Below are 26,640 nucleotides of genomic sequence, written 5' to 3' on the forward strand. Positions count from 1 at the left end.
CTTTCTTTTTTGAGAATTTCAGTGATTTAAACCTGACGCTCCACAGCCTATCCTAACATTATCACAGTACCAAGGAAAAATATTAATAGAGGGCAAATACATAAATCATAACTAGGTGTCGCAACTATGGGCGGCATTTTGCTTGGGAAGAAAGACCTTGAGGATTTAAGATATACAGCCGAGACAGCCTATAAAACAACGGAATTCTGGAAAGAAAGGTTTTCAGACGTTGATATAGATGAATTAAAACCAGAAATCCTTGCTTCTCTAACTGACAAAGTAATCATAGAGCCCCACGATCTGCATGAAAGAGAAAAGGTCTGGCCATCATACATAAAGAATCACGAGATTTTTTACGGGGTTATGAGAACCAGCGGAACTACTGGAAAACCGAAAAGAATACCCTTTACTAGGTACGATAAAATAAGAACAAGCAGACAGTTCTCTTTCTGGGTGGAGGAATATCTATACAAACAAAAACTTGCCTCATTCCTACCGCAGTTGCCTTCTGGTTCGGGATTTCTAACGGCGACTTCTCTTGAGTACATGGATGTAAAAGTAGGATTTTATCAGATCCCAATACAATATTTGAGAATGAGAGATGCATTAATAGAGGAGTTCAGGGATACGAGGGCTACGGCAATTTTCACCCTCACAACGGGGGCTTATGTTTTGGGACTAACGCTACCTGAAGACATCAAAAACGATATACAGGTTATTTTGGTAGGCGGAGAGACGTTGAGTCAAGAAATGGCCAATGCTATACTGGAGAGCTTCCCGAATGCTGTTATCTTAGATGTATTTGGAAACTCCGAAGATGACGTCACAGGCAGAAGGGCAGTAACTAAAAAGGGGATGGAACCCTTTACTTTTCCGGAATCACTAATAGTCCTAAAAGAGAACGAGGACCCAGAGTATAAGGACTATTACGAAATGTATATCACCAAGATAATGAAAGAAGGCGAACTTACAGGACTGCCGCTCTTCAACTATAAGATTGGAGACTTGGCAAAGGTAGTTGACGGAGAAGTCATGAACATCATCAGGGTAAAAGACGTGATAAGTTTAGCTGGAGCAAAGCTTCACATAGACCAGGTCATGGACATCGTTCACAGATATCCCTTCTTGGTGGACTTTGTAATAATCTACCACCCCCTCTCGCCGGGTAATCCAAAACCAAAGGCAATAATAAAAGTCGGATACGTGGGGGAAAAGCCATCCGGCATAGAAGATGAGATAAGAGAGCTGATATATGAAGCCAACAACCCAGTGAGATATGAGGTTGAAGAGGCTAAATCCTCCGAGCTTGTAGTGGAGGCAGTGCCGGCGGAGAAAGTAAGAGAAGGCTTACCTCAAAAACCAGGAAAGACAAAGAGAATCTTCATAGTTGGAAAAGACCTCTAGCCTTTATTTTCTCCTTTTGTACGATAAATTATTTAACTTAAAGCATCAAATCCGTTCTAGGTGAGAAATCATGAAGCCGAAGATAATCCACGACCCCATTCACGGAAGCATGAAGATAAGCGGGCTCATTTTAGACCTCATAAAAACTCCAGAATTTCAAAGGCTGAGGAACATAAAGCAACTCGGCCTTGCATACCTCGTCTACCCCGGTGCAAATCATTCTCGCTTTGAGCATTCCCTCGGCACATACAACATTGCAAAAAGGCTTGCAATGGAGCTGGGACTTAGCGAAGAGGAAAAAACCCTCCTGGAGGCAGCGGCTTTGCTTCACGACATTGGTCACGGTCCGTTTTCACATACCTTTGAACAGATATACGAGCACTACGTTAAGGAATACGACCACATGCATCTCGGCCAGAACATCATCCTTGGAAAGATAGACATAATAGATGGGGAGATAGAAGAGAGGCAGTTCATACCTGAGATACTTGACTTTTACGGATACAAGCCAAAAGAAGTTGCCGACCTTATTCTGGGCAAGTACGAAAAGAGGTATCTCGGGCAGGCATTGCATGGAGACGTGGATGTGGACCAGCTGGATTATCTTATCAGAGATGCCCACTACACCGGAGTAGCCCATGGGATAATCGACCTCGAAAGGCTCCTGAAGGTTCTAAGAATTCACAACAATGAACTTGTTGTTGACGAGAAGGGAGTGGAAGCTGTTGAGGGCATGATGGTTGCCAGAGCTTTGATGTACTCCAGAGTTTACTTCCACCACACGGTAAAGATAGCGGAGGGAATGCTAACCAGGGCTTTGGAGTTTGCCCTCGAAGACGGTTACCTCTGGGAGTTCTGGAAGATGACAGACTGCAGAGTTCTCGTGGAGCTCGAGGATTTGGAAGGCTATCCAAGGGAAATCGTCAAGCGCATCAAGTACCGCGACTTGTTTAAGGCAGCATTGCTATTAGGGGCCGATGAGCTTACCGCCGAGGAGAAAAGGGAATTGTTGACTGTCTATAGAGACATAAAGAAGCGCCAAGAGCTCGAAAGGAAACTGGTAGATGCCGTGGGAGCGAAGGAAGGAGAGGTGATTATAGAATTCTCAACGGCTGACCTAATGCTTACCGAACCGAGATTGAAGTCAACGGAAATCGGAGTGGTAATGCACACCGGAGAGATAAAGCCCCTAACAAAGGTTACACCCTTAGCAAACGCCCTCAAGAGAAGGCAAACACCAAGATGGGCCGTAATGGTTGCATCGCCTTCGAAATATGTCGATAAGATTAGAGACGTGTGGAGAAAGGTTTTCTTCAGCTGAATATCTCTCTCTTTATTTCCTTCTTGAGCTCTTCAATCATCTCAATAAGCTCATCGGCATCCCTAATCTCGTTGAGCTTCTCCTTTGGGATGAGGGGAATTTCCCCCACAACCTCGATTTTAGTTTTTTCAAGGATGAACAGCCCGTCGCTTTGGATAATTTTGCTGACTTCATTTACCATTTGAGCCCTCTTCACAGTTGATGATGTCTTTTTCTCACTTATGCCCGTTAAAATCTTCACTCCCTCTTCCTTTGAGATAGCATCAAACGGAGCTTTTTTGATTTTAACAACACCCATTCCAAAATCTTCTAAGCGTTTGAAAACTTCCTTTTCAAGCTCTGTCTCCGGTTCAACTTCCATCTTAGCCTCAACTCTGGCGTGAAGGACATCAATGGGCTTTGCAATTGGAGCCTCAAACAGCTCTTCAAGCCTCAGGGCAACCTCAAGGCTCATAGCCTGTTCTCCCCTTTCATAGTTTTGGAGACTCTTTCTTGAAACTCCAAGAAGTTCGGCAAGCTCCCCAATACTGTAACCGTGTTTTTCCCTAAGCTTTCGCAAATACTCCCCATTAACTCTCACGTAAAAGCCTCCTCTCTCGGCAAAGATTGCGGGCAATTCATTTTCCACAAGAACGTCATACAGTGTTTGAGGGCTCAGAGCGTAAATTCCATGTCTCTCGTAAACCACTCCCTCTTCAAGCTCCTCGCTTTTAGATCTTAGCCCCACAATAAGCGGAGAAGCCTCAAAGAGCTTGGCCAAACGCTTTAAATCTTCTGCCTGCTCCTCTGTGAGGGAGTCGATGTTTTGAATAACCTTCACAAAGAGCAACAAAAAGAGCCTACTCGCGGCTAGGTCAAAGCACGAACCTTTAAACTCCATTCTCGCTACCCTAAATCCAGTTCCCCTGAATATGCTTTCAACAATTCGCAACAATCTCTCTTTTTCCATCGTATATAAATAAAGCTTTGGAAATTTAAAAGTTTCCCATCGATGGATAAACTTTTAACCATTTGACATATCCTACGGGATGATGAAGCTCCACATAGGCATCGACGACACGGATTCACCGGACGGGATGTGCACCACTTATCTTGGTGCCCTGCTTTATAGAGAGATCTCCAGAGTAGCGGAGCCTCTAGATTTTCCAAAGCTCATCCGTCTAAATCCAAACGTACCGTACAAGACAAGGGGAAACGGAGCTGTGGCAATGAGTTTCGAAGTGGAAGAGAAGGAGATTCCAAAGATAAAAGATTTCGTTTTGAAAATGGTTGAGGGGTTATCAGACTTTAATCATGAGAACACAAACCCCGGAGTTGTATTTCTGGAAGGAGAAATTCCCAAGGAACTGGAGGAGTTTACGTATAAGGCCATATGGGAGCACGTTACCGTTGAGGATGCTGAAAAAGTTGCGAGAGAAGTAAACGCAGAAATTCACAAGTTCAAGCTCGGCAGGGGCATAATAGGAGCCCTAGCGGCAGTTGGTCATCCATTGAAAAACTTCACCTATGAACTCTTGGCATACAGGAAAAGGGAATTTTGGGGAAAGGAAAGGAGGGTCAACAGAGAGAGCGTTTTTGAAGCTGACAGATTAACCTATCCCTTCACATACGATAACGTCGACCCCTTCAAGGGGAGCGTTCTAATAACACCCCACGGAAAAGACCCTGTTCTGGTCGGCATTAGGGGAATAGACAAAAATAGGGTCTTGTGGACATTTGAAAACCTCATCATCGAAGAGCCCGTGGAGTTTTTCCAGATTTATAAAACAAATCAGAATACAGATGAACACTTGAGGTTTAGAAAGATCGGTGAACTGAAGCCCTTAGAAAGCGCTGTTGTAAGGGGGAGGGTTAGCGGAGAGTACTGGGAGAAAGGGAGGCACGTATTTTTTGAGCTGAGCGACGAAACCGGCACAATTAGAGTTGCAGCCTTTGAGCCAACCAAGGGATTTAGAAGGTACGTTAGAATGTTAATTGAAGGTGACGAGATCATTGCAGCCGGAGGAGTAAAGGAATATGAAGGTGTTTTGACCCTCAACTTGGAAAAATTTTATCCACTGAAGCTTGCCGAAAAAATAGTTTATGAAAAGCCAAAATGCCCGAAGTGCGGAGGAACTATGAAAAGCAAAGGGGACTATCTGAAATGCAAGAAGTGCGGGCATAAAATGCCAAAAGTCCTGATCCCAAAAAGACTGCCCCGCCGGCTTGAGAAAAAAATTTACGAAGTTCCACCAGATGCCAGGAAACACCTCTCCAGACCGCTCGTCCTCCCGCTTGGAGAGAAAAAAATCTTGGAGGCGGCTGAGAGGGACTAACTTCTCTCCCTTCTCTCGACCTCTTCTATGTAGGCTATTACGTTATCCACTATCTGGGGAGCCAAACCAATGTAGTTTTCAGGCCTTAGGGAGTTTAAATCGTCTTCAGTGAGATATTCCATGGCTTCACTTTCCCTTACTACTTCTAACAAGTCCCTTCCCTCTTCGAATGCCTTCATGGCGAGTTTCCTCACCAGTTCGTGAGCCTCTTGTCTCCCCATTCCCTTCTCCGCAAGCTTGAGCATCAGCGGCTCGGCCATTATGAGGTTCTTTGTGAGGTATAGGTTCCTCTTTATGTTATCCGGGAAAAACTCCAAGCCGGATAAGACCTTCTTCATGCTCTTCAACATCTCGTCCAAGAGTATAAACGTCTCTGGAAGGATAACACGCTCAACTGAAGAGTTGGTGAGGTCCCTCTCATGCCACAGCGGATTGTTGAGTAAAGCTGGAATAACGTTGGAATAGATAACCCTTGCAAGCCCGCTGATTTTTTCACACCTTATCGGGTTCCTCTTGTGGGGCATTGTTGAAGAGCCGACCTGCTTCTTTCCAAAGGGTTCGCTGACTTCAAGAATCTCAGTTCTCTGGAGGTTTCTTATCTCAAGGGCCATTTTGTCGAGGGTTGAAGCTATTAAGGCTAGAATGCTCATGAGCTCTGCGTAGATGTCTCTCTGAATTATTTGGTTGCTTATTCTTGCGGGTTTAAGGCCAAGATCCTCCATAACTAAACGCTGAAGTTCGAGCCCTTTTTCGCCAAAGGATGCCATTGTTCCAACAGCACCGCTCATCTGGCCTACAAGAATCCTCTCCTTGGCCTCTTCAACTCTATCAATATGTCTTTGGATCTCATCCAGCCAGATGGCAAACTTCATTCCATATGTGGTTGGGACGGCATGCTGGCCGTGAGTTCTTCCAATGCACACCGTATGCTTATGCTCCTTTGCAAGTTTTTTGAGTATTGAACGGAGCTCCCTCAGGTCTTTTAAAACAATCTCCAAAGATTCTTTAATGAGAAGAGCGTTGGCGGTGTCTATTATATCATTGGAAGTCGCCCCAAGATGGACGTATTTTCCATGTTCTCCACAGACCTCGCTTAAGGCTTTAACAACGGCCATTATATCGTGGTGGATTTCGGCTTCAATTTCTTTAACCCTTTCAACTTTTACCCATTTTGTGTTTGCCCTTTCGCTGATTATCCTCGCGCTCTCTTCGGGGATGTTGCCGAGCTTTGCATGGGCTCTTGCCAAAGCAGCCTCAACCTCAAGTAGTTTCTGGAGCTTATTTTCTTCCTCCCAAATGCGTTTCATCTCCTCGCTACCGTACCTGTAATCGATTGGATGAATGGCCATCGTATCACCAATTTTTTGTAATAATCAACCTTAAAAAGATTTTCTAATGTACACAAAAATGTTAAAACTCAAACTCAACTTCCTGAGTTTTTGGGGCATATCTGAAAACCCCGGCAGTTAACCGAAAAGTATTTAACCACATATCCAAAGTCTGCTATTGACAAAACTTTCGGAGGGTGTCAAAAATGGCAGAGGAGCATGTTGTCTTCATAGGAAAGAAGCCTGTTATGAACTATGTATTGGCCGTAATAACCCAGTTCAACGAGGGTGCAAAGGAAGTTAGCATCAGAGCAAGAGGTAGGGCCATCAGCAGGGCCGTTGACGTTGCGGAGATCGTCAGGAACAGGTTCCTTCCAGAGGTTAGGGTTAAGGAGATAAAGATCGGCACAGAAGAGCTCCCAACAGCTGACGGAAGAACAGCCAACACTTCAACAATCGAGATCATCCTCGAGAAGCCATGAATTTAGCTTTTCTTTCCTTTTCATAACTTTACTCGAATTTTTTGCTTCAACCCCTTTCGAAGTGAAAACAAAGGTTTTAATATTTCTATTGCAAAATAGTCTTGGTGTGGCAGGTGGAATTTGAAACAATTGATGTGAGAGATGAGAAGGCCAAAGAACTTGCTCAAATCCTTGCAAATGAAACCTCACTTCTAATACTGGGACTCCTGCAAGAAAGGGCGCTTTCAATGTCGGAAATAGCAAGGGAACTTGGAATCCCAATGTCAACCGTCTCTTACCACTTAGATAAAATGATGAGGGTGGGACTTGTAGAAATTGCCGGAAAAAAGTATGGCAAGCGATTGCAAGAGGTAAAGCTTTACAGGGCATCATCAAAACCAATTCTTCTGCTTCCCAGAGGAATGCCCGTCAAAAAACGTTTCCTAAGAGTTTTTGAGAAAATACAGATTATAAGCCTGGGAATAGCCGGGCTTCTGGCTTCGGGAGTTTATGTAGTATTCGACAGGCTCCTCCAAGAAGAACCCCAATTAGTTGCCAAGAATGCAACGTACACTATTAAACGAGCCCCTTCTCCAGGGCTTGAGGGTATTAACGAAACGGTTACATCCAAGTTAATTGAGAGTTCACCAATACCATACATTTTGGCGATTTTAGTATTTGTGGTGGGGTTTTTCCTGGTTTCTCGATACCTAATGAAAAAGAAAATTTAACCCCAAAACATTTTTAAGTTTCTCATCGTAGTTCAACATGAATCAGGAGGGAAGAACAATGATGCCCAAAATTACTGTGGAGCAAATAGTTAAAAGGAAGGCAGTTGTTGTTAGACCAACCGAAACTGTTGAAAAAGTTGCGAAAATTCTCGCAAGAAACAAAGTAAGCAGTGCGGTTGTCATGGACAAGGACGAGATAATAGGTATAGTTACTGATAGAGACATCCTCAACAAGGTAGTTGCCAAGGGAAAAAATCCCAAAGAGGTAAAAGTCAGTGAGATAATGACAAAGGATCCAATAACCATAGAATACGATTATGACATTCAGGATGCCATCGAGCTTATGATGGAGAAAGGAGTGAGGAGAATCCTAATAACAAAGCTTGGAATGCCCATGGGCTTTGTAACGGCGGCTGATCTCCTTGCAGCGGTAAATGCTTACAATCACGAGGAAGAGGAAGCTGAAAAAGAAGAAGGAGAGGTCTATGGGATATGCGAGGTCTGCGGGCAGTATGCTCAGCTTCACAGAGTTGTCCACGAAGGCTATGAGAGATGGGTCTGCGAGAGCTGCAAGGACATGCTTGAAGGTTGAATACTCCTTCGATTATTTTTAAATCCGCTTTAGCTTAGCTTATATTCCCAAAGGTTTAAAACTCTTCTAAGGAATACACATCCAGAGGTGAGAGGATATGGAAAAGAAAACCGGAACAACTACCGTTGGAATTAAATTGAAAGATGGAGTAGTATTGGCAGCGGACACTCAAGCTTCTCTCGACCACATGGTGGAGACCCTCAACATAAAGAAAATTCTACCCATAACCGATAAGATAGCAATAACAACCGCGGGAAGCGTTGGAGATTTGCAGGCTTTGGCGAGGATGCTCGAAGCTGAGGCGAGATACTACCAATTCACCTGGGGAAAACCAATGACGGCAAAGGCAATGGCAAATCTCCTCAGCAACATACTCAACGAGAGCAGATGGTTCCCCTACATGGTGCAGATAATAATAGGTGGCTACGTTGAAGAGCCAACACTTGCAAGCCTCGATCCTTTGGGAGGGCTTATCTTTGATAACTACACTGCAACAGGCTCTGGGAGTCCCTTTGCAATAGCGATCCTTGAAGACGGGTACAAGGAGGATATGACAATCGAAGAGGCAAGGGAATTGGCCATAAGGGCAGTCAGGACAGCAGGTAAGAGGGATGTTTACACGGGAGAGAGGAAGATTCAGGTGGTTACAATAACCAAAGATGGTATGAAGGAGGAATTCGTCGAGTTTAAGGAGTGATTTTTGCATTTCTGGTGGTTAAATGAGGAACAAATCTCTCCTTGCCCTTTTTCTCGTAGGTATTTTCTTTATTGCATTCTTGTATCACACCTACTCCTCTCCAAGCGAAGATGCCCAGCAAGTGCTTCAAATAGCCTCCAACATATCGAAAGAAGTAGAAGAAACAAGGGGGCTTGGTTTTAAGGAGAGTCCCAAGATAGTTGTCCTTACTAAGGAAGAAGCCCTTAAAAGATGGGGTCCGGGCAGAGAGGATTACCAAGAAATCAGAAAATGGGAGCTAATATACAAAATGACCCTTCTTGTTCCGCTTGACTATAACCTTACAAAAACAAGAGAAAAGGAAACTGCCTCATGGATAGCAGTTACCTCCGGGAATAAAGTCTACATAATCTCGGAAAACTTTTTTAAAACAGGGGATACCTCCAAGAGAGTTCTGGCTCATGAATTTACCCACGTAATACAAAAGCAGCACTTCGACCCAAAGTATCCAGAGACACTTGACGGTAGCCTTGCCATTAAAGCCCTAATTGAAGGCGATGCAGACCTAACTGCTGACCTTTATTGCAGGAAGCACGGTATCAGAATAGAGAAAATAACTTCGCTGTACCTCAAAGATCCCCCAATGAACTTTGGGTACTTTCCCTATGTTTTTGGTGACAAATTCGTCGAATACCTTTACCAAAAAGGAGGTTGGGAGCTTGTCAATGAAGCCCACACCAATCCACCACAAACAACCCAGCAGATAATGCATCCAGAGATTTATTTAGCCAAAGTTCTTCCCCAAGAGGTGGAGATAAGCTTGGACAGAGGTTACAGGATAATTCACGAAGATCGACTCGGGGAGTTCTATTTCTATCTCCTTCTTGTGACGAATGGCGTAGACCAAGAAGAGGCCTTAAAAATCTCTATGGCATGGCGGGGAGATAAAGTAATCCTAGCGGAAAACTCCACGCACTATATACTAATGTGGAAGAGCCTTTGGAAAGACGATAGAGCTCTTCAGGAAATCCAAAACCTTCTCACTAAAAAGGCCAACAAATCAACCAAATTGGAGGCCCAAGTAACGGTTAGTGGAAACGAGCTCATGCTTAAAACGGCACTCCCAAAACAATAGGTGTTCTCTTATGTCCAGTTTTGTAGTACTATTATCGAAACTTCTTTTTAACTAACGAGGGCAGAATGAAGATTTTTGGACGAAATATTTCATTAGGCAACAAAAATAGTTATAAATGCCAAAATTCAAACACCATTTGCCCAAATCAAAATATTTTGAGGTGATAGAAATGGCCGAAAAGAAAAGAAAGAGGGTCGTAATTCTTGGTGCGGCAGGGAGGGATTTCCACAACTTCAACATCTTCTTCAGGGACAATCCCGAATATGAAGTGGTAGCTTTTACAGCCACCCAGATTCCGGACATCGAGGGTAGAATTTATCCCCCAGAGCTCGCTGGTGAGCTTTATCCAAAGGGAATCCCAATATGGAGCGAGGACAATCTTGAGAAGATAATCAAAGAACACGACATTGACATCGTTGTTTTCGCATACTCAGATGTTTCCCATGAACACGTTATGCACCTTGCCTCAAGGGCACATGCAGCCGGCGCTGACTTCTGGCTCCTTGGACCAAAGAGCACAATGATAAAGAGCACCAAGCCAGTTGTAGCGGTTACAGCCGTTAGAACGGGTTGTGGAAAGAGCCAAACATCAAGGAAAGTTGCCCAGCTCCTTCAGGAGATGGGCTACAAAGTAGTGGCAATAAGACACCCGATGCCCTACGGTGACTTGAGAAAGCAGGTTGTGCAGAGGTTTGCAACCTTTGAGGATCTCGATAAGTACGAGTGCACCATCGAAGAAAGAGAAGAGTACGAGCCCTACATAGAGAGGGGCATGGTGGTTTATGCGGGCGTTGACTACGAGAAGATTCTGAGGGAGGCCGAGAAGGAAGCCGACATCATCCTCTGGGACGGAGGAAACAACGACTTCCCGTTCTATGTTCCGGACCTCTGGATAGTAGTTACCGACCCGCACAGGCCCGGGCATGAGCTCAAGTACCACCCCGGTGAGACCAACTTCCGCGCAGCTGACGTCATAATCATCAACAAGATAGACACTGCCAACAGGGAGGACGTTCAAAAAGTGAGGGAGAACATAGAAAAGGTTAATCCAAACGCCATTGTAATCGAAGCCGCTTCCCCGATATTCGTTGACAAACCAGAGCTCATTAAGGGCAAGAGAGTTCTCGTGGTTGAGGACGGCCCAACACTAACGCACGGTGGAATGAGATACGGAGCAGGTTATGTGGCGGCCAAGAAGTTCGGCGCCAAGGAGATCATCGACCCAAGACCCTACGCCGTTGGCTCAATAGTTGAAACATATAAGAAGTACCCACACCTTGACGTCATATTGCCGGCAATGGGCTACGGCAAGAAGCAGATCAAGGAGCTTGAGGAGACCATCAACAGGGCAGATGCAGATGTGGTTATAATGGGCACCCCAGTTGACCTTAGAAGGTTCATGAACCTCAACAAGCCAGCTGTAAGAGTCAAGTACGAGCTTGAAGAGATAGGATATCCAAAACTCAAGGATGTCCTCAGGGAATTCGTAGAAAAGCACGTTAAGAAGGATTGAATCCTTCCCTTTCTTTTATTCTGACTTTTAAATCGAGTTTGGTGTCACATTCTTCTGCTCTATGGATAATTTTGGCACCGGTGTTCGGTCTAATTGGGGCGGCTGCATACTATATTGTGGGGGAAGGGAGGTTAGGTCCCTTCAACTTTGATTTTTTCTCCCCTGTAAAAATCTATAAGGTGTCTCTTCATTGATGTTAAGGTTACGGGCTTTAGCGTTTCCCTCATCCAATCTGGGAGGTCCCTTTGAACAGACTTCCAGAGCAAGCGGTAGTCCAAGACTATTATCGCTCCCTTTTCTTCTTCACTTCTGTGCACTCTTCCAGCGGCCTGAACGAGCTTTCTATGAGCCGGCAAAATGTATCCATAGTACCTACCCTTTCCGGGGAATTTGTTTTCGAAGTACCTTATCTGGGCTTGAACCCTCGGTGTTGGCCTCGCATAGGGGATGCCCACTAAAACAACGCCGTTCATCTCATCTCCGCTGTAATCCTGCCCTTCACTGTTCCTTCCCCCCATCACACCAAGCAAAACAGCACCATCCTTTTTTGCTTCCTCCTTAAATGCCATTACCAAAAGGTCGTTCTCTTTTGAGGAGGCCCCTTTCTTCTCAATGAACACCTTTTTTCCGGTCTCTTCTCTTATTCGTACATCAACATTGACAGATAAAAGACCTTCGAGGACTTCATAAGAGGCCGTGAAAACGCCAACGTTTTTTGGGATTAGCCTTACTGCTTCGACAACATATCCGGCAAGCTTCTTGTAAAGTTCAAGGCTTCTTTCGTCCCCCCTTGTGGAGACATCCCTCGCAACTAAAACAAGGGCATTTTCCCTCTTAACCATCCGGGGGAATTTTTTAAGCCTGCCCTCTACTCCCATTATGTCCGCAAAAGCCTCTAAAGGAGTCAGCGTTCCGGACATGAAGATTGCCGATTGCACATTCTTGATAAAACTCAGAGCTTTTGAAGGATCCAACGCCACAAGCTCAAGAGAGAAGCCTTTATCTCTGCTCATCAAAAAGAGGTAGTCCTCCTTCCCGATAAGGGCAAACCAAAGGAGCAAAAACTCCCCCACCCTTCCAACATAGCTCCTCGGAGGAAGATTTCTCTCAATCTTGTCTTCTCTTATCGCATCCCCAGCCTTTACCATCTGATCGAGAATTCTAATAAGCTGCCTCTCGTTAATCCCCAGAACGTCAAAAACGTGGTAAAAGATACTCTCGGGCAGTATGGGAACTTCCTCAATCTTCATGTCCTTTAATTTTTCCTGATAGAGATTCTCCAGACCCTTTAAAAAGATGCTCAAAAAATTGGCAATCTCGTGTTCCTTGTATTCATCGGCCTCCTTTATTGCCCTGTTGATGCTATGGATGCTTATTTTATCGCTTAGGGCATTTATTGCCTGATCCGGTAGATTATGTGCTTCATCAAAGATCACTATCAAATCAGAGTAGTCAAAATCAAAATAGCTCATAAAGTTCTCTCTGATAGCTGGATTTATCATGTACAGATAGCTCGCCACTATCACGTCAGAATTAAGTGCAACCTTCCGGGTAAGCTCGTAAGGACAGAAGTCAAACATTTTAGAATAGGTGAGCACTGTTATGGGCTCCGCAGGCGTTTGGATGAAGTACTGGACAAGCTCTTCAAATTCCTCCTTCTTTTTCTTTAAGTTTTCAAAAAACTCGCATTTGCCAAGCTTTTTGAGATTCTTGCAGACTATCATCGCGTTGTATGCATCAGGGGCAAAGTCTTGAATATACTGGTGAAGGCAAAGTTCTTTTCTGCTCCTGAACTCAACCCCGCTTACATGGATTTTCTTGCTTATGGCTTTGAGCTCTTCTATAACTCTGTCCATCTGCTTATGCGTTCTTGCGAGGTAGATTATCTTGTATCCCATCTCCTTGGCATAGGGCAAAGTTCCGGCCAACACACTTACGGTTTTTCCAAAGCCAGTTGGAGCCTCAATGATGATGTTTTCACCATTTCTCACTGCATTATCCACTAGCTTGATGAACTCTTCTTGGTTTGGCCTTAAAGAGTTGTAAGGGAAGTATTCGCTCATCTCAACTCATCAAAAAGGTTATTAATGAAGGTTTTTAACTTTTCCCAAAGTGAAGAGAGGGAGTAAAATGGAGGAATACCAAAAAAAGCTGATAGAGGCTGGAATTGAGGGAGCTATAATCACGGTTTTAGCGTACTTTTTCTACTACCAGAACTATCTTCTCTATAAGTGGCATCGCGGTCTTCCGTTGCCGTCAAAAATTCCCTTCGTAATAGCTGGAATTCTCACGGGAGCGGCTTATCTCATTTACAAACTCTACAGAATCTATCCTTTGATGCAAAAGGAGAAAATAGCAAATGTGATAAGAGAAGAAGAAAACTTAGAAACCATTTAATCAGATCTCAAGCTCGTGTATGTGCTCAAGAACCTTTACCATGAGCTTAACGCTTGCATCGACGTCCCTCTCATCAACAACCTCAGCGTTTGAGTGGATGTACCTTGAGGGAATGCTTACTGCCCCAGTTGGAACACCCGCCTTGTTGAGGTGTATTGCCCCAGCATCGGTCCCTCCGCCAAGGAGAATGTCCCACTGGTAGGGTATCTCGTATTTCTTCGCAAGTTCCTCCATCCATCTGACTATCTTTGGATGGCATATGACTGAGCGATCCATTATCTTTATTGCCGTTCCCTTGCCGAGCTGAGTAACTTGCTTGTGCTCCGGAGTGCCCGGAACGTCAGCTGCTATTGTAACGTCTATTGCAAACCCGTAGTCCGGGTCAATCCCAAAGGCACTTGTCTTCGCTCCTCTAAGCCCCACTTCTTCCTGAACTGTTGCCACGAAGTATATGTCGGCGTTTGACTCTTTAAGCTGCCTTGCAGTCTCAACGAGAGTGTAGACAGCTATTCTGTCGTCAAATGCAATGCTAACAAAGCGGTGCTTGCCGAGCCTCTCGAGTCTTCCATCCCATGTAATCACGGTTCCGATTTTGACGCCCATCTCTTCTGCTTCTTCCTTTGACTCAGCTCCTATGTCAATGAAAATTTGGTCCCAATCGGGGGCTTTTCCCCTATCCTCGGGTTTTTGAATGTGTGGAGGAACACTCCCACCAACACCGTAGATGAACTTGCCCTTGTCAATCCAGACCTTGAAGCGTTGGGCAATCAAAGTTCTCGGATCAATTCCTCCTACTGGAGCAACTCTCAAAAACCCATTTTTTTCAATGTGCGTTACCATAAGGCCAATTTGATCCATATGACCGGCAATCATAACCTTTGGACCATCACCCTTCTTGTGGGCAATAACGTTTCCGAGCCTGTCAACTTTGATCTCATCAACGTAATCCTTTAGCGCTTCAATAACAACGTCCCTAACTCCCATGAACTCATAGCCGGTAACTCCAGGAGCTTCGACTATCTTCTTTAACAGTTCATAGTCCACCATCACTACCACCTCGTTTAGATATTCATCTTAATGTAGGACGGGTAATATTTAAGGTTTTAGGTCAATAATCCACTGGGGAGCGCCGTGTTGCTAAAACTTCCGATAATCGAGTGCACGTTTATAAGAAGACTGAACAGATTTGTGGGAATAGTGGGGGTTAACGGGGAACTCAAAAAGGCGTTGATAACGAATACCGGAAGATTGGAAGAGTTCATGGTTAAAGAAAAGAAAGCATTTTGCATTCCCAAACAGGGAGGAAAAACAGAGTTTGTTCTTGTTGGATTCCTTGAAAAAGATGGGAAGGGTGCAATTATAGACACAAGAACTCAGGCAAGAGCCTTTGAAAGGGCTGTTGAGCTGGGACTGATCAGGTGGCTTAAAGGATGTAGAATCAAAAGGAGGGAGGTTAGAATCGGCAACTCTCGACTTGACTACCTCTTGGAATGCGACGGTAAAGAGATTTGGGTGGAAATGAAAAGTGCCGTTTTGAGAGAGGGAGACTACGCAATGTATCCTGACTGTCCGAGTTTAAGGGGGCAGAGGCATATAAAAGAGCTGATACGCTTGAGGGAAAACGGCAAAAGGGCAATGATAATCTTCATAGGCGCTCTGCCGGGAGTTAAGAGGTTCAAGCCCTACACCAAAGGCGACCCAAAAATTGCCGAGCTGTTAAAAGAGGCAAAGAAAAAGGGAGTGGAGATTAGGGGAATATCGATAAGCCTCCTTCCCAACGGGGAAGTAATTCTAGAAAACGAGGATCTCATAATTGAGGTATAGCCCAAAGGCTTTTATAACGCTTACCCTATAAAAGCTCGGGGTAACACCCCGCGGAGGTGCTGGGAATGACTATTGTTGATGTTAGGATTTTGGTGGAAGGAGCAAGTGATGTAGAAGTTGTAAGTAAGGCCCTTCAAGGGTTGGCTCTCGGTAGTGAATACAACATAACTATTTCCGCAATAATCCCAACGACGAATCTGGAGATAGCCAAAAGTGCCGCAGCGGGGGCGGATTTATTGATAATAGCCACCGATGCGGACAGAGTTGGACGAGAATTGGCAGAGAGAATGTTTAGAGAGCTTGGCGAGCTCGTTGGGCATGTGGAGAGAATGAAAATACCCCTGGGGCATGATTTGGAACATATAGATGTCGAGCTTGTGAGAAAGGAAATCAAGAACACGCTCGTAAGGGCAGGCCTAAAGAGTCTCCAGATTTTGCCGGAATACATGGCATTGAGAAACCAGCTGCTCGACCTAAAAGGAAAATATGAAATGCTCATGCAGGAAAACGAGAAGCTCAAAAGTGACTACCAAGAACTCGAGGGCAATTATAGAAAATTACTGGAGGAATACAGCAAGCTGGTTGAGGAGAACAACAAACTGAAAGAGTCCTTGAAGAAAAGAGCCAATGTTTTTAAGATAAGCGAGATATGGAAAGAGCTCTTTGGAGAGACAGAGCCTCCAGAGGAGAAATACATAGCAGAGGCAGTTGAGAAACTCAACCTCGGCGGAAAAATCATCGTTGGCCAAGGGTACATATATTCAGATGATGAAGACCTGGTAATCGAGCTGCTTAGAATAGTCCACTTAAGCCTCATCATAGCAAAGAGCAGAGAAGAAGAGAGAGCAGAAAAAGAGGAGAAAAAGGCAGAAAAATTAGAGGAGCGTATAGCTGAATTTGAGAGCTTTTAGCCCTTTAAAACTCATTTTTTGTGGTTTGTATGGACGTTATAGAGGAATTCAAAACGTATCTTGAACTCGAGGGGAAAAGTCCCCAGACTGTCAGAATGTACACCTACTATGTAGACCGATTCTTAAAAGAGACAAAAACCCCCAACTATCGCTCTGCACTTAGATTCCTGGCAAAGCTTAAACAAAGCGGATACTCAAACAAAAGCCTCAACCTTGTGGTTCAAGCGCTAAAGGCGTACTTTAGGTTTGAGGGATTGGAAGAAGAAGCGGAGCGGTTGAAATCCCCAAAAGTACCCCGGAGCTTGCCGAAGAGCCTAACAAGAGAAGACGTGAAGAAGCTCATAAAGGCCGTTCCACCCACAAGAAAGAGGGACAGGTTGATAATCCTGCTCCTTTATGGAACTGGATTAAGGGTAAGCGAAGTTTGTAACCTTAAAATAGAGGACGTGGATTTCAAACGGGGGATTTTAATCGTAAGAGGTGGCAAGGGGGCTAAAGATAGGATTGTACCTATCCCGGACTTCCTTTTAAAGGAAATCGAGGATTACCTAAAAACAAGGGAAGACGGGAGTGAATACCTCTTTGTTGAAATTAGGAGGGAAAAGAAGGATAAAATCTCTCCAAAGACAGTTTGGTACCTCCTCAAAAAGTATGGAAGCAAAGCGGGAGTGAAGGTGACTCCACACATGCTCCGCCACAGTTTTGCAACTCATATGCTGGAAAAAGGAGTGGACATAAGGGTTATCCAAGAAATCCTTGGCCATTCAAATCTCTCAACAACGCAGATATACACGAAAGTCACGGTAGAACACCTAAAGAAAGCGCAGGAAAAAGCAAAGCTCGTTGATGAAATAATGAAAGAGTAGTCTCTACCCCTTTCTTCTCAAAAGGCTTAAATAGCTTGCAAAAGCTCCAGCGGATATCGTGTCCCCTAACCCTACCGTGGATACGGGATTTTTGACAAGCCTTGTGGGGATAATAACTATCTTGTATTCCCTTGTCCTCATTTTGGCCTTTGCTTCTTCAAACCTCAGCTTTACGTATTCCCCTTTTTCGTTGAATGGAATGTTCAAGCCGGCCTTAACATCTTCCGGCCTTTTGATGTCTCCAAGAAATGCCCTTGTAGCTGCGAGGGTTGTTCCCATATCTAAGGACTTCATTAGCTCTTTCTCGGTGAGCGGATTGTCGTCGTGGGTGATGTACATCAGATAGTAAATCGTGTGCACCTGAAGAATTTCAAGATTTAATTCATCGAGGAGGATTTTGGCCCCTAAAACAGCATCCTCGATTCTATTGTACGTGAAAATTCTGTCGCTTAATTCTCTATATCCGAGAACACTCAATATATGCGCTATCTCCGCTTCGTCCATTCCCACACTGTCAACGAGGGGGAAGATGTTGTAGATTACCTTCTTCCTGAGCTCTCTATCTTGAATAGAGGCAAATTCCACGTGAATCTTTATGTCCTTTTTCTTCTTTAGCAGCTTTATGTCTTCTTTAGCCTTCCTTAGATAGTAATTGGCATCTTTCCCATCACTGTAATATCTTCTTAGCCCCTGATAGCCAGAGAGAATAGCCCCATCAACCATCTCTCCTATTTCCGGTAGATAAGGCTTAAGTTCCGGGGAAGTTTCAATTCTAGCAAAATCCTCGAATCTGCAGGCAACTATAAACCTTCCAGAATAGGGAACTTCAATAGTTTCATTCCCAAGTTTGAATTTTGTGCCCGCCCTAAACTCGAAAATTCTGTTGATTTTTACTGGATCATCCTCCCTGTAAGCTTCCAAGGGCTTCTTTAGGACAAGCCTTCCATTCTCAACAACAGGATAAAGGAGGTTGTCCCTATTTACGAACATTTCAGCCTGTTTTCTTCCAAGAAGAGGGGAATATGCGATAACTTTATTAAAGTCCAGGTTGGCAAGAAGGTTCGCTATTACCCCCACCTGCCCCCCAATTCTCTCGAAATCATATTTAAATCGAGAATTGAACCACCTATCAGCTTCATAGCTTACCAAAGGTACGGCTTGGGGTTTTCCAGTCTTGAGGGCATGGATTAATCTCGCAACAAAGTCTAAAGGCTCGTTTATCTCTCTCGGATATTCATCTATTCTTTTCTTAATGTTCTCTGCCCCGAATTCCTTTATGAGGCTCTCTATGTGCTTTTCGTTCAAATATACTATTGCGTCAACGTTCACGTTGTAGGCCAGGTAGATGCCCATCTTCTGGAAGTCCTTGAGGAACTCCATCATGTTATCACCCTCAGTGAATACTTGGAGAAAAGTTTACAAAAGTGCTTAAAAATATTTTTGTGAAGATAAAGAAAATCGCCAAAAGAGTTAAAACTCCCTAAAAAGCTTTCCGAGCCGGGGGATTTTCTCCCCTATGTCAATTTCCCTCAAAGCAAGCCATAGAGAGGCTTGATTGCTTGTAACGACAGGAACTCCTAAGTCATCTTCGAGGGCCTCGATTATCTCAAAGGTCCTCAAATTAGTACAGCTTATGAATACTGCATCAGCCTCATCGGTAAAGAGTGCTTTAGCCATTCTGTAAGCCTCATAGGGCTCGAGCCTTCCTATTCTGGTGTTGTCAACTATCCCGAGCCCCCTAATGTCTATGACCTCAAACTCATTGGCCTCCAAAAACTCTCTCTCCCTCTGGTTTATCTCATCGGTATAGGGGGTTATGACAAGTATCCTTTGGGAGTCAAGAATCTTAAGGGCTTCAACAACCGCTGTACTCGTCGTTATAACCGGTAGCTTCACCTCGCTCTCGATTTTTTCCGCAAGCTCTCTGTCAAAGTCTCCTCCGCCTATAAAAGAACCGCTTGTACACCCATAAAGAATTAAGTCAACGTCGGCATCCCTCAATAGCTTCGCACTCTCCACTGCAAGCCCGCTCATCGTTACAAGCTCCTCTTCAGTAACGTTCTTCAGGGGCATCCTTGCTGTGTGAAGTGATACTCCCTCAGGTAAAGCTGAATGCAGTTCCATCTCCATTGTTGTGTTTGAAGACGGTACTATCAAGCCAATTCTACCTCTCCATCCGTACATTATTTCCACCTAAAAGGAGCTTTAGCCCCCACCTATATTAAAGTTTTCCAAGAAACCCTAATAAACCTCCGGTGCAAATAGAGTGTGGTGATGAAAATGATAAGATATCCCGCAGTTGCCGGGAGCTTTTATCCTTCCGGAGGAGAGCTAAAACTCATGCTTGATGAGTTTTTCAGCGACCTTGGAGAGCTTGGAGAAGAAAGGAAGATTACCGCAGGGATTGCACCTCACGCTGGATACATCTTCTCCGGTTATACTGCATCAAGAACGTACAAAGCAATCTATGAAGACGGTCTCCCGGAGACGTTTGTGATCATAGGGCCAAACCACACTGGATTAGGTTCTCCCGTAGCAATTTACCCTGAAGGCATCTGGAGAACTCCAATGGGAGATGTTGAAGTTGATGCCGAGCTGGCAAAGACTATCGCAAAGCATTCCAGTTTGGCTGATTTAGACGAGTTTGCTCACAAATACGAACATTCTCTCGAAGTGCAGGTTCCTTTCATTCAGTACATCTCCGAAAAAGCAAAGAAAGAAGTGAAGATAGTCCCCATAGCGCTTGGACTGCAAGATGAGGAGGTTGCCGAAGATCTGGGAAGGGCGATATTTGAAGCAAGCCAAGAGCTCGGGAGGGATGTAGTAGTTATAGCAAGTACGGACATGATGCATTACGGCTATGCTTACGGCTACGTGCCCTTCAGAGCAAGAGGAGATGATTTGCTGGGAAGAATTAGGGAGTGGGACTTCAGAGTAATTCAAAAGATTCTCGAATTTGATTATAAAGGAATGTTCGACGAGATAAGGAAAATGGACCATACAATGTGCGGCCCGGGGGGAGTTGCAACGGCAATAGTCTTCTCAAGGCTCAGCGGAGCGGTTGAAGCAGAGGTTTTGCACTACACCACAAGCTTTGAGGTGAGCAGGAGTACAGACGCAATAGTTGGCTATGTGTCAGTTGTAATGAGGGGAACATGATTCATGGTTTGGGGTATTGAATTTGCTTCTTTCTTTTAATGTCTATTTTTGTTCAGGGAAAAACATGGCGCCAGAAACCATTATTCACCATTTACTTCCTTAAAACCCTTCACCTCAACAAAATTCCAGCAGAGAAGAAAATCGGGGCAATAAACCCATATCTGCAAGGCTTAAGTTACAGACAAACCGCCAGAATCCTTGGAATTAGTCACACAAGAGCCGAAGCAGTTCAAAAAATAGCGGAAGCAATCTACCGGCCAAAAATCCTCGCAGTTGAGGAAACAATAATAAAAATCAAAGGGAGGAAGAAATGGCTTAAGGAGGTGATGCCGCAGCCTGACAGTATCAGCTCGCCTGAAGAAAAGTTTTTAACTTCAGCAAAGATACTTCTGGTTTGGCGGTAAGACATGCCTCACTGGGAAACCGAGAAAATATTGGTTATCGGACATAGGGGAGGAAGAGGCAAGTACCCGGAGAACAGCCTACTTGCCTTTGTTGAAGCAATAAAAGCCGGGGCTGATGGTGTGGAATTGGACGTTTGGCTAACTAAAGACGGCAGAGTTATAGTTATGCATGACGAAAGCATAGATAGGACAACAAATCTAAGGGGGAAGCAGAAGGAAATGACGTTGGATGAACTCAAGAAGGCTGACCTTGGAATGGGGCAGAAAATACCGACACTTGAGGAAGTTTTTGAAACTTTGCCAAAAGATGCACTGATTAACGTTGAGATAAAGGATATAGAAGCAGTGGAAAAAGTGCTTGAGATAGTGGATACGTTCAATGCCGTGGAGAGAACCATGATTTCCTCTTTCAACATAGATGCACTGAGGAAAACAAGGGAGGTAAACAAAGATATAACCTTAGGACTCCTCGTGGAAGAAGAAAGTGTAGCTCCTCTAATTCCAAAACTTAAAGATGAGCTTTCCCTTTACTCGGTCAATGTTCCCATAGACGGCATACGGGTAATTGGCTTTGAGAGGTTTAGGCAAGCTTTAGCATGGGTTAAAAGCCTAGGCCTTAGGATAGCTCTGTGGCCTGCAAATGAAGAGCTCTATTATCAAAACAACAACCTTGAGAGGCTTAGAGGACTTTTCGATACCGTAATCACAGACGATCCCGGGAAAATGGTGAAACACCTCAAAGCACTGGGATTAAGGTAGCGCCAAACTTAAATATATCAAAATTCTATCTCTTTTTTTGGTGGGAAAATGGAGAAGTTTGTTCTTGCGTTGGATGAAGGCACCACTTCGGCAAGGGCTATTGTTTTCGATAGAGAAAGCAACATTCTTGGCGTTGGCCAGTACGAGTTTCCCCAGCACTATCCAAGGCCCGGATGGGTCGAACACAATCCAGAGGAGATATGGGAAGCCCAGCTCAGGGCGATAAAGACGGCAATTAATAGCGCTAAAATCGAACCGAATCGGATAGCTGCCATTGGCGTTACCAACCAGCGCGAGACGACGCTCGTTTGGGATAAAGCTGGAAAGCCCCTCTACAACGCGATAGTCTGGCAGTGCAGGAGAACGGCCGAGATGGTGGAAGAAATAAAGCGCGAGTACGGGGCGATGATAAAGGAGAAGACCGGTTTGGTTCCAGATGCCTACTTCTCGGCGAGCAAGCTCAAGTGGCTCCTCGACAACGTTCCCGGCTTGAGGGAGAGGGCCGAGAAAGGGGAGGTGATGTTTGGAACAGTGGATACATTCCTCATCTACCGCCTAACCGGGGAGCACGTTACGGACTACTCCAACGCCTCAAGGACGATGCTTTTCAACATCAAAAAGCTCGACTGGGACGAGGAACTCCTTGAGCTCTTTAACATCCCGGAAAGCGTCCTCCCCGAGGTCAGGGAGTCAAGCGAAATCTACGGCCACACAAAGAAGGAGCTCCTCGGCGCTGAGATTCCCGTGAGCGGAGATGCCGGTGACCAGCAGGCCGCTTTGTTCGGCCAGGCCGCCTTCGATGCTGGGATGGTGAAGGCCACCTACGGTACGGGAAGCTTCATCCTCGTGAACACGGACAAGATGGTGCTCTACTCCAACAACCTGCTCACGACCATCGGGTGGGGTCTCAATGGGAGGATTTCTTACGCCCTCGAAGGGAGTGTTTTCATAACCGGGGCAGCGGTGCAGTGGCTCAGGGACGGAATAAAAATCATAAATCACGCTTCCGAGACAGAGGAGCTCGCCAGGAAGCTCGAAAGCAATGAAGGAGTTTACTTCGTCCCTGCATTCGTTGGCTTAGGGGCGCCCTACTGGGATCAGTTTGCAAGAGGCCTAATAATCGGCATAACCCGCGGTACCGGAAGAGAACACTTGGTGAGGGCTACTCTTGAAGCTATTGCTTATCTTACGAGAGACGTTATCGAGGAGATGGAGAAGCTCGTCCAGATAAAGGAGCTCCGTGTCGATGGTGGGGCCACTGAAAACGACTTCCTCATGCAGTTCCAGGCGGATATTCTCAACAGGAAGGTCATAAGACCCGTTGTGAAAGAAACCACCGCCCTTGGTGCTGCTTACCTTGCGGGACTGGCCGTGGATTACTGGGAGAATACCAAGGAGATAGCCGAGCTCTGGAAGGCTGAGAGGGTTTTCGAGCCTCTGATGGATGAGAAAACAAGGGAGAGGCTCTACAACGGATGGAAGGAAGCTGTGAAGAGGGCCCTTGGCTGGGCAAGGATTGTTGAAACTCAGTAAGCTATTCATCACAGATGTCCACTAATTCAATGTCTAACCATGTTCTCTCTTTTTATGCCCAAAACTGTTCTTTCCTTTCCGTTGAGATGTACTAAAGCCCAGAGAAAGCTTTAAAATGATGAAAGTCCTATACTAAGCTAAATTGGGGGATGGACCATGAAGACAAGAGCTGTCATAATAGGCGCTGGAATAAGCGGTGCGAGCATAGCACGTGTTTTAAGCAGATATGAAAATCTTGAAGTTCATCTGATTGAAAAGAACGCCGACGTTGGCTGGGGCGTGAGCAAAGCCAACACCGCCCTCATCCACGGCGGCTACGATGATGACCCTGAGAAGTACCCAACAAGGGCAAAGCTTTGCATAAAGGGAAACCGCCTCTGGCATGAGTGGGTAAAAGAACTCGAGATTCCTCACATCTGGAACGGGGCTTTGATAGTCGCGTTGGAAGATGAAGACTTCAAGGAACTTGAGAAGCTCTTAGAGAGGGGGAGAAAAAACGGAGTTCCAGAGATGAGGATTGTCGGTAGGGAGGAGCTCTTCCACCTTGAACCCAACCTTAATCCAGAAGCTCTTGGTGGGCTTTGGGTTCCTATAGTTGGTCAGATAGGCCCGATTCCAGCGGTTATTGCAATAGTGGAGAATGCCGTTGCAAATGGAGTAAAACTTCACCTTGAAACAGAGGTCAGAGGGATAAAAGTTGAAGGAGGGGAAGTGAAAGGCGTTGAAACTAACAACGGCTTCATTGAAGCGGATATAATCATAAACGCCGCAGGACTGTATGCGGATGAAATCTCCAGAATGGTAGGAGTGAATGACTTTGAGATTCACCCGAGAAAAGGCGAATACTGGATTTTTGATGACGATATACCCGGTCCAAGAAGGGTTCTCTTCCCTACACCAACTCCAAAGAGCAAGGGTGTAGTTGTTACCACGGAGATAAGCGGTCATCTGATGATTGGGCCAAATGCTCAAGATTTGCCAAGGGAGGAGAAAGAGAATACAGCCACCACCAGAGAAGGGCTCGAAGAGGTGTGGAAAAAAGCAAGGGAGCTCTGGCCGAACTTGCCTCCAAGAAGCAAGGTAATAAGGACGTTTGCCGGATTGAGGCCCGAACCCACAGGAGGAGACTTCATTATAAGGGCAGAAAAGGAGGTTTGGGGATTTATCAACGTTGCCGGCATCCGCTCTCCAGGCTTAACAAGTGCTCCTGCCATAGCATATGAGGTTAGGGATATAATAAAGCGAGATCTCGGGATAAAGTTAGTTGAAAAGAAAAAATGGAACCCTTACCGCAAAGACATAACGCACTTCTTCATGCTTTCCAGGGAAAAAGCAAACGAGCTCGTGAAGCAAAATCCATCTTATGGAAAGATTGTATGCAGGTGCAACCACGTAAGCGAGGGTGACATTCTGGAGGCTATTGAGAGAATGAAACTTATAGGCGTCAAGACTCCAAGCATCGACTCAATCAAAGTAAGAACAAAAGCCACAAGCGGGACATGTCAGGGAAGCTTCTGCAGGGTAAGGATAGCAAGGATACTGGCGAGAGAATATGGGGTAGACCTCTGGGATGTGACCCTCAAAGGAAAGGGAAGCGAGATTGGTATTGGGGATGTAAAGGTTCTCCTCAGGGGTGAAGTGGAGTGATCTATGACACCATAGTAATCGGTGGGGGTCCGGCGGGTTTAGCCGCTGCAGTTAAGGCAAAGAAGCTTGGCCTAAAAGTTCTTCTGTTAGATGAAAATGAGTTCTTAGGGGGCATTTTGCCCCAATGCATACATCCCGGGTTTGGACTGCACTATTTCAAAGAGGAACTTACCGGGCCGGAATTTGCATATAGGTTTGTCAAACAGGTCAAGGAATTGAACATAGAGCACTATACCAATGCATACGTTCTTGAGATCGAGAACTACTCCGACTTGGAGAAGAGGGTTGTCTTTTCTTCTCCGAAAGGGGTGATGGAGGTATGGGGGAAGACGATAATTTACGCTGCTGGGGCAAGAGAGAGGCACGCTTCCGAGATAGGCATTGTGGGAGACAGGGTTGCCGGAATTTACACGGCCGGAGAGGCTCAAACCTTGATGGACATTTACGGTGTAATGCCCGGAAAAGAAGTGGTTATAGTTGGCTCCGGTGACGTTGGCCTAATAATGGCACGCCGCTTTGCCTTAGAAGGGGCAAAAGTAAAAGCGGTCATTGAGCTCATGCCCTACCCTGGCGGTCTTGCAAGGAACGTTATGATTCTCAGAGACTTTGAAATTCCCCTCTACTTAAGTCACAAGGTTGTTGAGGTAAGGGGAAAGAAGAGGGTGGAGAAAGTTAAGGTGGTTAAGGTCGATGAGAACCTGAAAGAAATCCCCGGAAGTGAATTCTGGATCGAATGCGATACGCTGCTTATTTCAGCAGGGCTAATACCAAACGTAAAGCTTCTCAAAAAGATAGGGGCTCAAATAGACCCCCTAAACGGAGGGCCTGTGGTTAATGAACTCCTTGAAACAACGATCCCGGGAATATTTGTGGCAGGGAATGCTCTGCTCATAAACGATCTCGTGGATTACGTGGCGGAACAGGGGGAGCTAGCAGCTTTAGGCGCTAAGGAGTTCATCGAAAACCAAGGCATCCCCTCAAGAAAGTGGATAGAGCTGAAAAGAGGTAAAAATGTCAGAATTCTGGCCCCACATTACGTAAGCGGAGAGAGGGACGTCTATATTTATGCAAGGGTTTCCAGACCGATGGAAAACGTTAGGATAACTTTTCCAGAAATCGGAAAGGAGCTAAGACTTCCGGTGGTTAAGCCCTCTGAGATGCTCAGAATAAGACTCAAAGCCGAGGAAATACGGAAAGCGGAGAAGGAGATAACCATGGAGGTGGGGGAGGGTGAGGTATAGGCTCACCTGCATAGTATGTCCCATGGGATGCACGATGGAAGTGGAGATCGAAAATGGCAAGGTTAAAGAGGTAAGCGGCTACAAATGTCCCAGGGGAAAGGAGTGGGCAATTGAAGAGGTCATAAGCCCAAAAAGGGTTGTAATGAGTGTAATAAAGGTTAAAGATGGCAAGCTGCCCACGGTGAGTGTTAAGACTGACAGGCCTGTTCCCAAAGAAAAAATACCCGAGCTCATGAAACTGCTTGCAAAGATTGAAGTTAAAGCACCGGTAGAGGTTGGTCAAGTAATCTTGGAGAAACCGCTAAATTTAGACGTGAAGGTAGTTGCAACCAGAGAAGTTGATTCGGCTTGATCCCTTCATTTTTAATTCGTTTGGACCTTTTCAGCTTTTCAAAGTAATCTTGAATTGTCATGTTTGCTTCG

At 45.2% G+C, this 26,640-nt stretch carries 25 protein-coding genes and 1 pseudogene; 20 read left to right on the top strand and 6 right to left on the bottom strand.

The window, feature by feature from the left end:
* The first annotated feature begins 126 nt into the window (after positions 1-126).
* Complete coding sequence (locus ADU37_RS04465) at positions 127-1,404, top strand: AMP-binding protein (RefSeq protein ID WP_058946480.1); 1,278 nt, start codon at positions 127-129, stop codon at positions 1,402-1,404.
* A 70-nt stretch (positions 1,405-1,474) separates the two neighbouring features.
* A complete protein-coding gene (locus tag ADU37_RS04470; protein ID WP_058946481.1) occupies positions 1,475-2,725 on the top strand; it encodes an HD domain-containing protein in 1,251 nt (416 codons plus the stop codon).
* On the opposite strand, the gene ADU37_RS04475 is transcribed toward ADU37_RS04470, so the two are convergent.
* Positions 2,718-3,674, bottom strand: a complete 957-nt coding sequence (locus tag ADU37_RS04475) for a transcriptional regulator (RefSeq protein ID WP_058946482.1) — start codon at positions 3,672-3,674, stop codon at positions 2,718-2,720. The genes ADU37_RS04470 and ADU37_RS04475 overlap by 8 nt on opposite strands.
* 82 nt (positions 3,675-3,756) lie before the next feature.
* On the opposite strand from ADU37_RS04475, the gene tiaS reads away from it, so the two are divergent.
* Positions 3,757-5,040 carry a tRNA(Ile2) 2-agmatinylcytidine synthetase TiaS gene (tiaS, locus tag ADU37_RS04480; RefSeq protein WP_058947626.1) on the top strand — a complete coding sequence of 428 codons (1,284 nt, stop codon included), beginning with the start codon at positions 3,757-3,759 and terminating at the stop codon, positions 5,038-5,040.
* Here the strand turns inward: tiaS and purB are convergent.
* Entirely contained in the window at positions 5,037-6,389 is a 1,353-nt protein-coding gene (gene purB / locus ADU37_RS04485) for an adenylosuccinate lyase (protein ID WP_058946483.1), read from the bottom strand. The two genes, tiaS and purB, sit on opposite strands and share 4 nt — an antisense overlap.
* A 185-nt stretch (positions 6,390-6,574) precedes the next feature.
* Between purB and albA the strand changes: the two genes are divergently transcribed.
* The 6 genes from albA to ADU37_RS04515 all read left to right on the top strand — a co-directional run bounded on the left by albA (position 6,575) and on the right by ADU37_RS04515 (position 11,476).
* Positions 6,575-6,850 (top strand): DNA-binding protein Alba, encoded by a 276-nt coding sequence (gene albA, locus ADU37_RS04490; RefSeq protein WP_004067437.1) that lies wholly within the window; start codon positions 6,575-6,577, stop codon positions 6,848-6,850.
* A gap of 104 nt (positions 6,851-6,954) precedes the next feature.
* The gene (locus ADU37_RS04495) at positions 6,955-7,560 is read left to right on the top strand and encodes a winged helix-turn-helix domain-containing protein (protein WP_343203962.1); all 606 of its coding nucleotides are present in this window, start codon (positions 6,955-6,957) and stop codon (positions 7,558-7,560) included.
* Between the two features lie 58 nt (positions 7,561-7,618).
* Positions 7,619-8,152 carry a cyclic nucleotide-binding/CBS domain-containing protein gene (locus tag ADU37_RS04500; RefSeq protein WP_058946485.1) on the top strand — a complete coding sequence of 178 codons (534 nt, stop codon included), beginning with the start codon at positions 7,619-7,621 and terminating at the stop codon, positions 8,150-8,152.
* Positions 8,153-8,249: 97 nt separating this feature from the next.
* Entirely contained in the window at positions 8,250-8,849 is a 600-nt protein-coding gene (gene psmB / locus ADU37_RS04505; RefSeq protein WP_058946486.1) for an archaeal proteasome endopeptidase complex subunit beta, read from the top strand.
* A gap of 22 nt (positions 8,850-8,871) precedes the next feature.
* Complete coding sequence (locus ADU37_RS04510) at positions 8,872-9,963, top strand: DUF4157 domain-containing protein (protein WP_058946487.1); 1,092 nt, start codon at positions 8,872-8,874, stop codon at positions 9,961-9,963.
* A 169-nt stretch (positions 9,964-10,132) separates the two neighbouring features.
* Positions 10,133-11,476 (top strand): cyclic 2,3-diphosphoglycerate synthase, encoded by a 1,344-nt coding sequence (locus ADU37_RS04515; protein ID WP_058946488.1) that lies wholly within the window; start codon positions 10,133-10,135, stop codon positions 11,474-11,476.
* A 131-nt stretch (positions 11,477-11,607) separates the two neighbouring features.
* On the opposite strand, the gene ADU37_RS04520 is transcribed toward ADU37_RS04515, so the two are convergent.
* Positions 11,608-13,539 carry a helicase C-terminal domain-containing protein gene (locus ADU37_RS04520; RefSeq protein ID WP_058946489.1) on the bottom strand — a complete coding sequence of 644 codons (1,932 nt, stop codon included), beginning with the start codon at positions 13,537-13,539 and terminating at the stop codon, positions 11,608-11,610.
* A 49-nt stretch (positions 13,540-13,588) separates the two neighbouring features.
* On the opposite strand from ADU37_RS04520, the gene ADU37_RS04525 reads away from it, so the two are divergent.
* On the top strand, positions 13,589-13,873 hold the full coding sequence (locus ADU37_RS04525) for a hypothetical protein (RefSeq protein WP_370456698.1): 285 nt from the start codon (positions 13,589-13,591) through the stop codon (positions 13,871-13,873).
* Here ADU37_RS04525 and ADU37_RS04530 read toward each other — a convergent pair whose 3' ends face one another.
* Complete coding sequence (locus tag ADU37_RS04530) at positions 13,874-14,920, bottom strand: M42 family metallopeptidase (protein ID WP_058946491.1); 1,047 nt, start codon at positions 14,918-14,920, stop codon at positions 13,874-13,876.
* Positions 14,921-15,004: 84 nt separating this feature from the next.
* Here ADU37_RS04530 and sfsA point away from each other — a divergent pair, with 84 nt between their 5' ends.
* The 3 genes from sfsA (at position 15,005) to xerA (ending at position 17,474) form a co-directional block, all read left to right on the top strand.
* Entirely contained in the window at positions 15,005-15,697 is a 693-nt protein-coding gene (gene sfsA / locus ADU37_RS04535; protein WP_058946492.1) for a DNA/RNA nuclease SfsA, read from the top strand.
* Positions 15,698-15,762: 65 nt separating this feature from the next.
* Positions 15,763-16,608: a toprim domain-containing protein gene (locus tag ADU37_RS04540; RefSeq protein WP_058946493.1), complete on the top strand. Its 846-nt coding sequence runs from the start codon at positions 15,763-15,765 to the stop codon at positions 16,606-16,608.
* Positions 16,609-16,637: 29 nt separating this feature from the next.
* Complete coding sequence (gene xerA / locus ADU37_RS04545; protein ID WP_058946494.1) at positions 16,638-17,474, top strand: site-specific tyrosine recombinase/integron integrase; 837 nt, start codon at positions 16,638-16,640, stop codon at positions 17,472-17,474.
* Between the two features lie 3 nt (positions 17,475-17,477).
* On the opposite strand, the gene pfkC is transcribed toward xerA, so the two are convergent.
* Together pfkC and ADU37_RS04555 are read right to left on the bottom strand one after the other, a co-directional pair.
* A complete protein-coding gene (pfkC, locus tag ADU37_RS04550) occupies positions 17,478-18,857 on the bottom strand; it encodes an ADP-specific phosphofructokinase (protein ID WP_058946495.1) in 1,380 nt (459 codons plus the stop codon).
* 87 nt (positions 18,858-18,944) lie between these two features.
* Positions 18,945-19,658, bottom strand: a complete 714-nt coding sequence (locus tag ADU37_RS04555) for an aspartate/glutamate racemase family protein (RefSeq protein WP_058946496.1) — start codon at positions 19,656-19,658, stop codon at positions 18,945-18,947.
* A gap of 96 nt (positions 19,659-19,754) precedes the next feature.
* Here ADU37_RS04555 and ADU37_RS04560 point away from each other — a divergent pair, with 96 nt between their 5' ends.
* The 7 genes and pseudogenes from ADU37_RS04560 to ADU37_RS04590 all read left to right on the top strand — a co-directional run bounded on the left by ADU37_RS04560 (position 19,755) and on the right by ADU37_RS04590 (position 26,569).
* Positions 19,755-20,633, top strand: coding sequence for an MEMO1 family protein (locus tag ADU37_RS04560; RefSeq protein ID WP_058946497.1), 879 nt, complete (start codon positions 19,755-19,757; stop codon positions 20,631-20,633).
* Between the two features lie 38 nt (positions 20,634-20,671).
* Positions 20,672-20,950 (top strand): annotated as a pseudogene (locus ADU37_RS10945) (hypothetical protein); the annotation flags it as partial.
* A 90-nt stretch (positions 20,951-21,040) separates the two neighbouring features.
* Positions 21,041-21,796: a glycerophosphodiester phosphodiesterase family protein gene (locus ADU37_RS04570; RefSeq protein WP_058946499.1), complete on the top strand. Its 756-nt coding sequence runs from the start codon at positions 21,041-21,043 to the stop codon at positions 21,794-21,796.
* A gap of 48 nt (positions 21,797-21,844) precedes the next feature.
* A complete protein-coding gene (gene glpK, locus ADU37_RS04575; protein ID WP_058946500.1) occupies positions 21,845-23,329 on the top strand; it encodes a glycerol kinase GlpK in 1,485 nt (494 codons plus the stop codon).
* 156 nt (positions 23,330-23,485) lie between these two features.
* On the top strand, positions 23,486-24,976 hold the full coding sequence (locus ADU37_RS04580; RefSeq protein WP_058946501.1) for an NAD(P)/FAD-dependent oxidoreductase: 1,491 nt from the start codon (positions 23,486-23,488) through the stop codon (positions 24,974-24,976).
* Positions 24,976-26,217: an NAD(P)/FAD-dependent oxidoreductase gene (locus ADU37_RS04585; protein WP_203226279.1), complete on the top strand. Its 1,242-nt coding sequence runs from the start codon at positions 24,976-24,978 to the stop codon at positions 26,215-26,217. Before ADU37_RS04580 ends, ADU37_RS04585 begins: the two co-directional genes overlap by 1 nt.
* 22 nt (positions 26,218-26,239) lie before the next feature.
* Complete coding sequence (locus ADU37_RS04590) at positions 26,240-26,569, top strand: DUF1667 domain-containing protein (protein WP_394325718.1); 330 nt, start codon at positions 26,240-26,242, stop codon at positions 26,567-26,569.
* The last annotated feature ends 71 nt before the right edge of the window (positions 26,570-26,640 follow it).

The sequence above is a fragment of the Thermococcus sp. 2319x1 genome, from assembly GCF_001484685.1.
Lineage (GTDB): Archaea > Methanobacteriota_B > Thermococci > Thermococcales > Thermococcaceae > Thermococcus_A.

Bases quoted from the DNA above. Each gene is read 5' to 3' on its own strand.
- tiaS (WP_058947626.1), top strand. From the start codon at position 3,757: ATGAAGCTCCACATAGGCATCGACGACACGGATTCACCGGACGGGATG.
- pfkC (WP_058946495.1), bottom strand. From the start codon at position 18,857: ATGATGGAGTTCCTCAAGGACTTCCAGAAGATGGGCATCTACCTGGCC.
- ADU37_RS04510 (WP_058946487.1), top strand. From the start codon at position 8,872: ATGAGGAACAAATCTCTCCTTGCCCTTTTTCTCGTAGGTATTTTCTTT.
- ADU37_RS04555 (WP_058946496.1), bottom strand. From the start codon at position 19,658: ATGTACGGATGGAGAGGTAGAATTGGCTTGATAGTACCGTCTTCAAAC.
- purB (WP_058946483.1), bottom strand. From the start codon at position 6,389: ATGGCCATTCATCCAATCGATTACAGGTACGGTAGCGAGGAGATGAAA.
- ADU37_RS04470 (WP_058946481.1), top strand. From the start codon at position 1,475: ATGAAGCCGAAGATAATCCACGACCCCATTCACGGAAGCATGAAGATA.
- ADU37_RS04560 (WP_058946497.1), top strand. From the start codon at position 19,755: ATGATAAGATATCCCGCAGTTGCCGGGAGCTTTTATCCTTCCGGAGGA.
- ADU37_RS04540 (WP_058946493.1), top strand. From the start codon at position 15,763: ATGACTATTGTTGATGTTAGGATTTTGGTGGAAGGAGCAAGTGATGTA.
- glpK (WP_058946500.1), top strand. From the start codon at position 21,845: ATGGAGAAGTTTGTTCTTGCGTTGGATGAAGGCACCACTTCGGCAAGG.
- ADU37_RS04475 (WP_058946482.1), bottom strand. From the start codon at position 3,674: ATGGAAAAAGAGAGATTGTTGCGAATTGTTGAAAGCATATTCAGGGGA.
- albA (WP_004067437.1), top strand. From the start codon at position 6,575: ATGGCAGAGGAGCATGTTGTCTTCATAGGAAAGAAGCCTGTTATGAAC.
- ADU37_RS04465 (WP_058946480.1), top strand. From the start codon at position 127: ATGGGCGGCATTTTGCTTGGGAAGAAAGACCTTGAGGATTTAAGATAT.
- ADU37_RS04570 (WP_058946499.1), top strand. From the start codon at position 21,041: ATGCCTCACTGGGAAACCGAGAAAATATTGGTTATCGGACATAGGGGA.
- ADU37_RS04520 (WP_058946489.1), bottom strand. From the start codon at position 13,539: ATGAGCGAATACTTCCCTTACAACTCTTTAAGGCCAAACCAAGAAGAG.
- psmB (WP_058946486.1), top strand. From the start codon at position 8,250: ATGGAAAAGAAAACCGGAACAACTACCGTTGGAATTAAATTGAAAGAT.
- ADU37_RS04515 (WP_058946488.1), top strand. From the start codon at position 10,133: ATGGCCGAAAAGAAAAGAAAGAGGGTCGTAATTCTTGGTGCGGCAGGG.
- ADU37_RS04580 (WP_058946501.1), top strand. From the start codon at position 23,486: ATGAAGACAAGAGCTGTCATAATAGGCGCTGGAATAAGCGGTGCGAGC.
- ADU37_RS04500 (WP_058946485.1), top strand. From the start codon at position 7,619: ATGATGCCCAAAATTACTGTGGAGCAAATAGTTAAAAGGAAGGCAGTT.
- xerA (WP_058946494.1), top strand. From the start codon at position 16,638: ATGGACGTTATAGAGGAATTCAAAACGTATCTTGAACTCGAGGGGAAA.
- ADU37_RS04590 (WP_394325718.1), top strand. From the start codon at position 26,240: ATGGGATGCACGATGGAAGTGGAGATCGAAAATGGCAAGGTTAAAGAG.
- ADU37_RS04530 (WP_058946491.1), bottom strand. From the start codon at position 14,920: ATGGTGGACTATGAACTGTTAAAGAAGATAGTCGAAGCTCCTGGAGTT.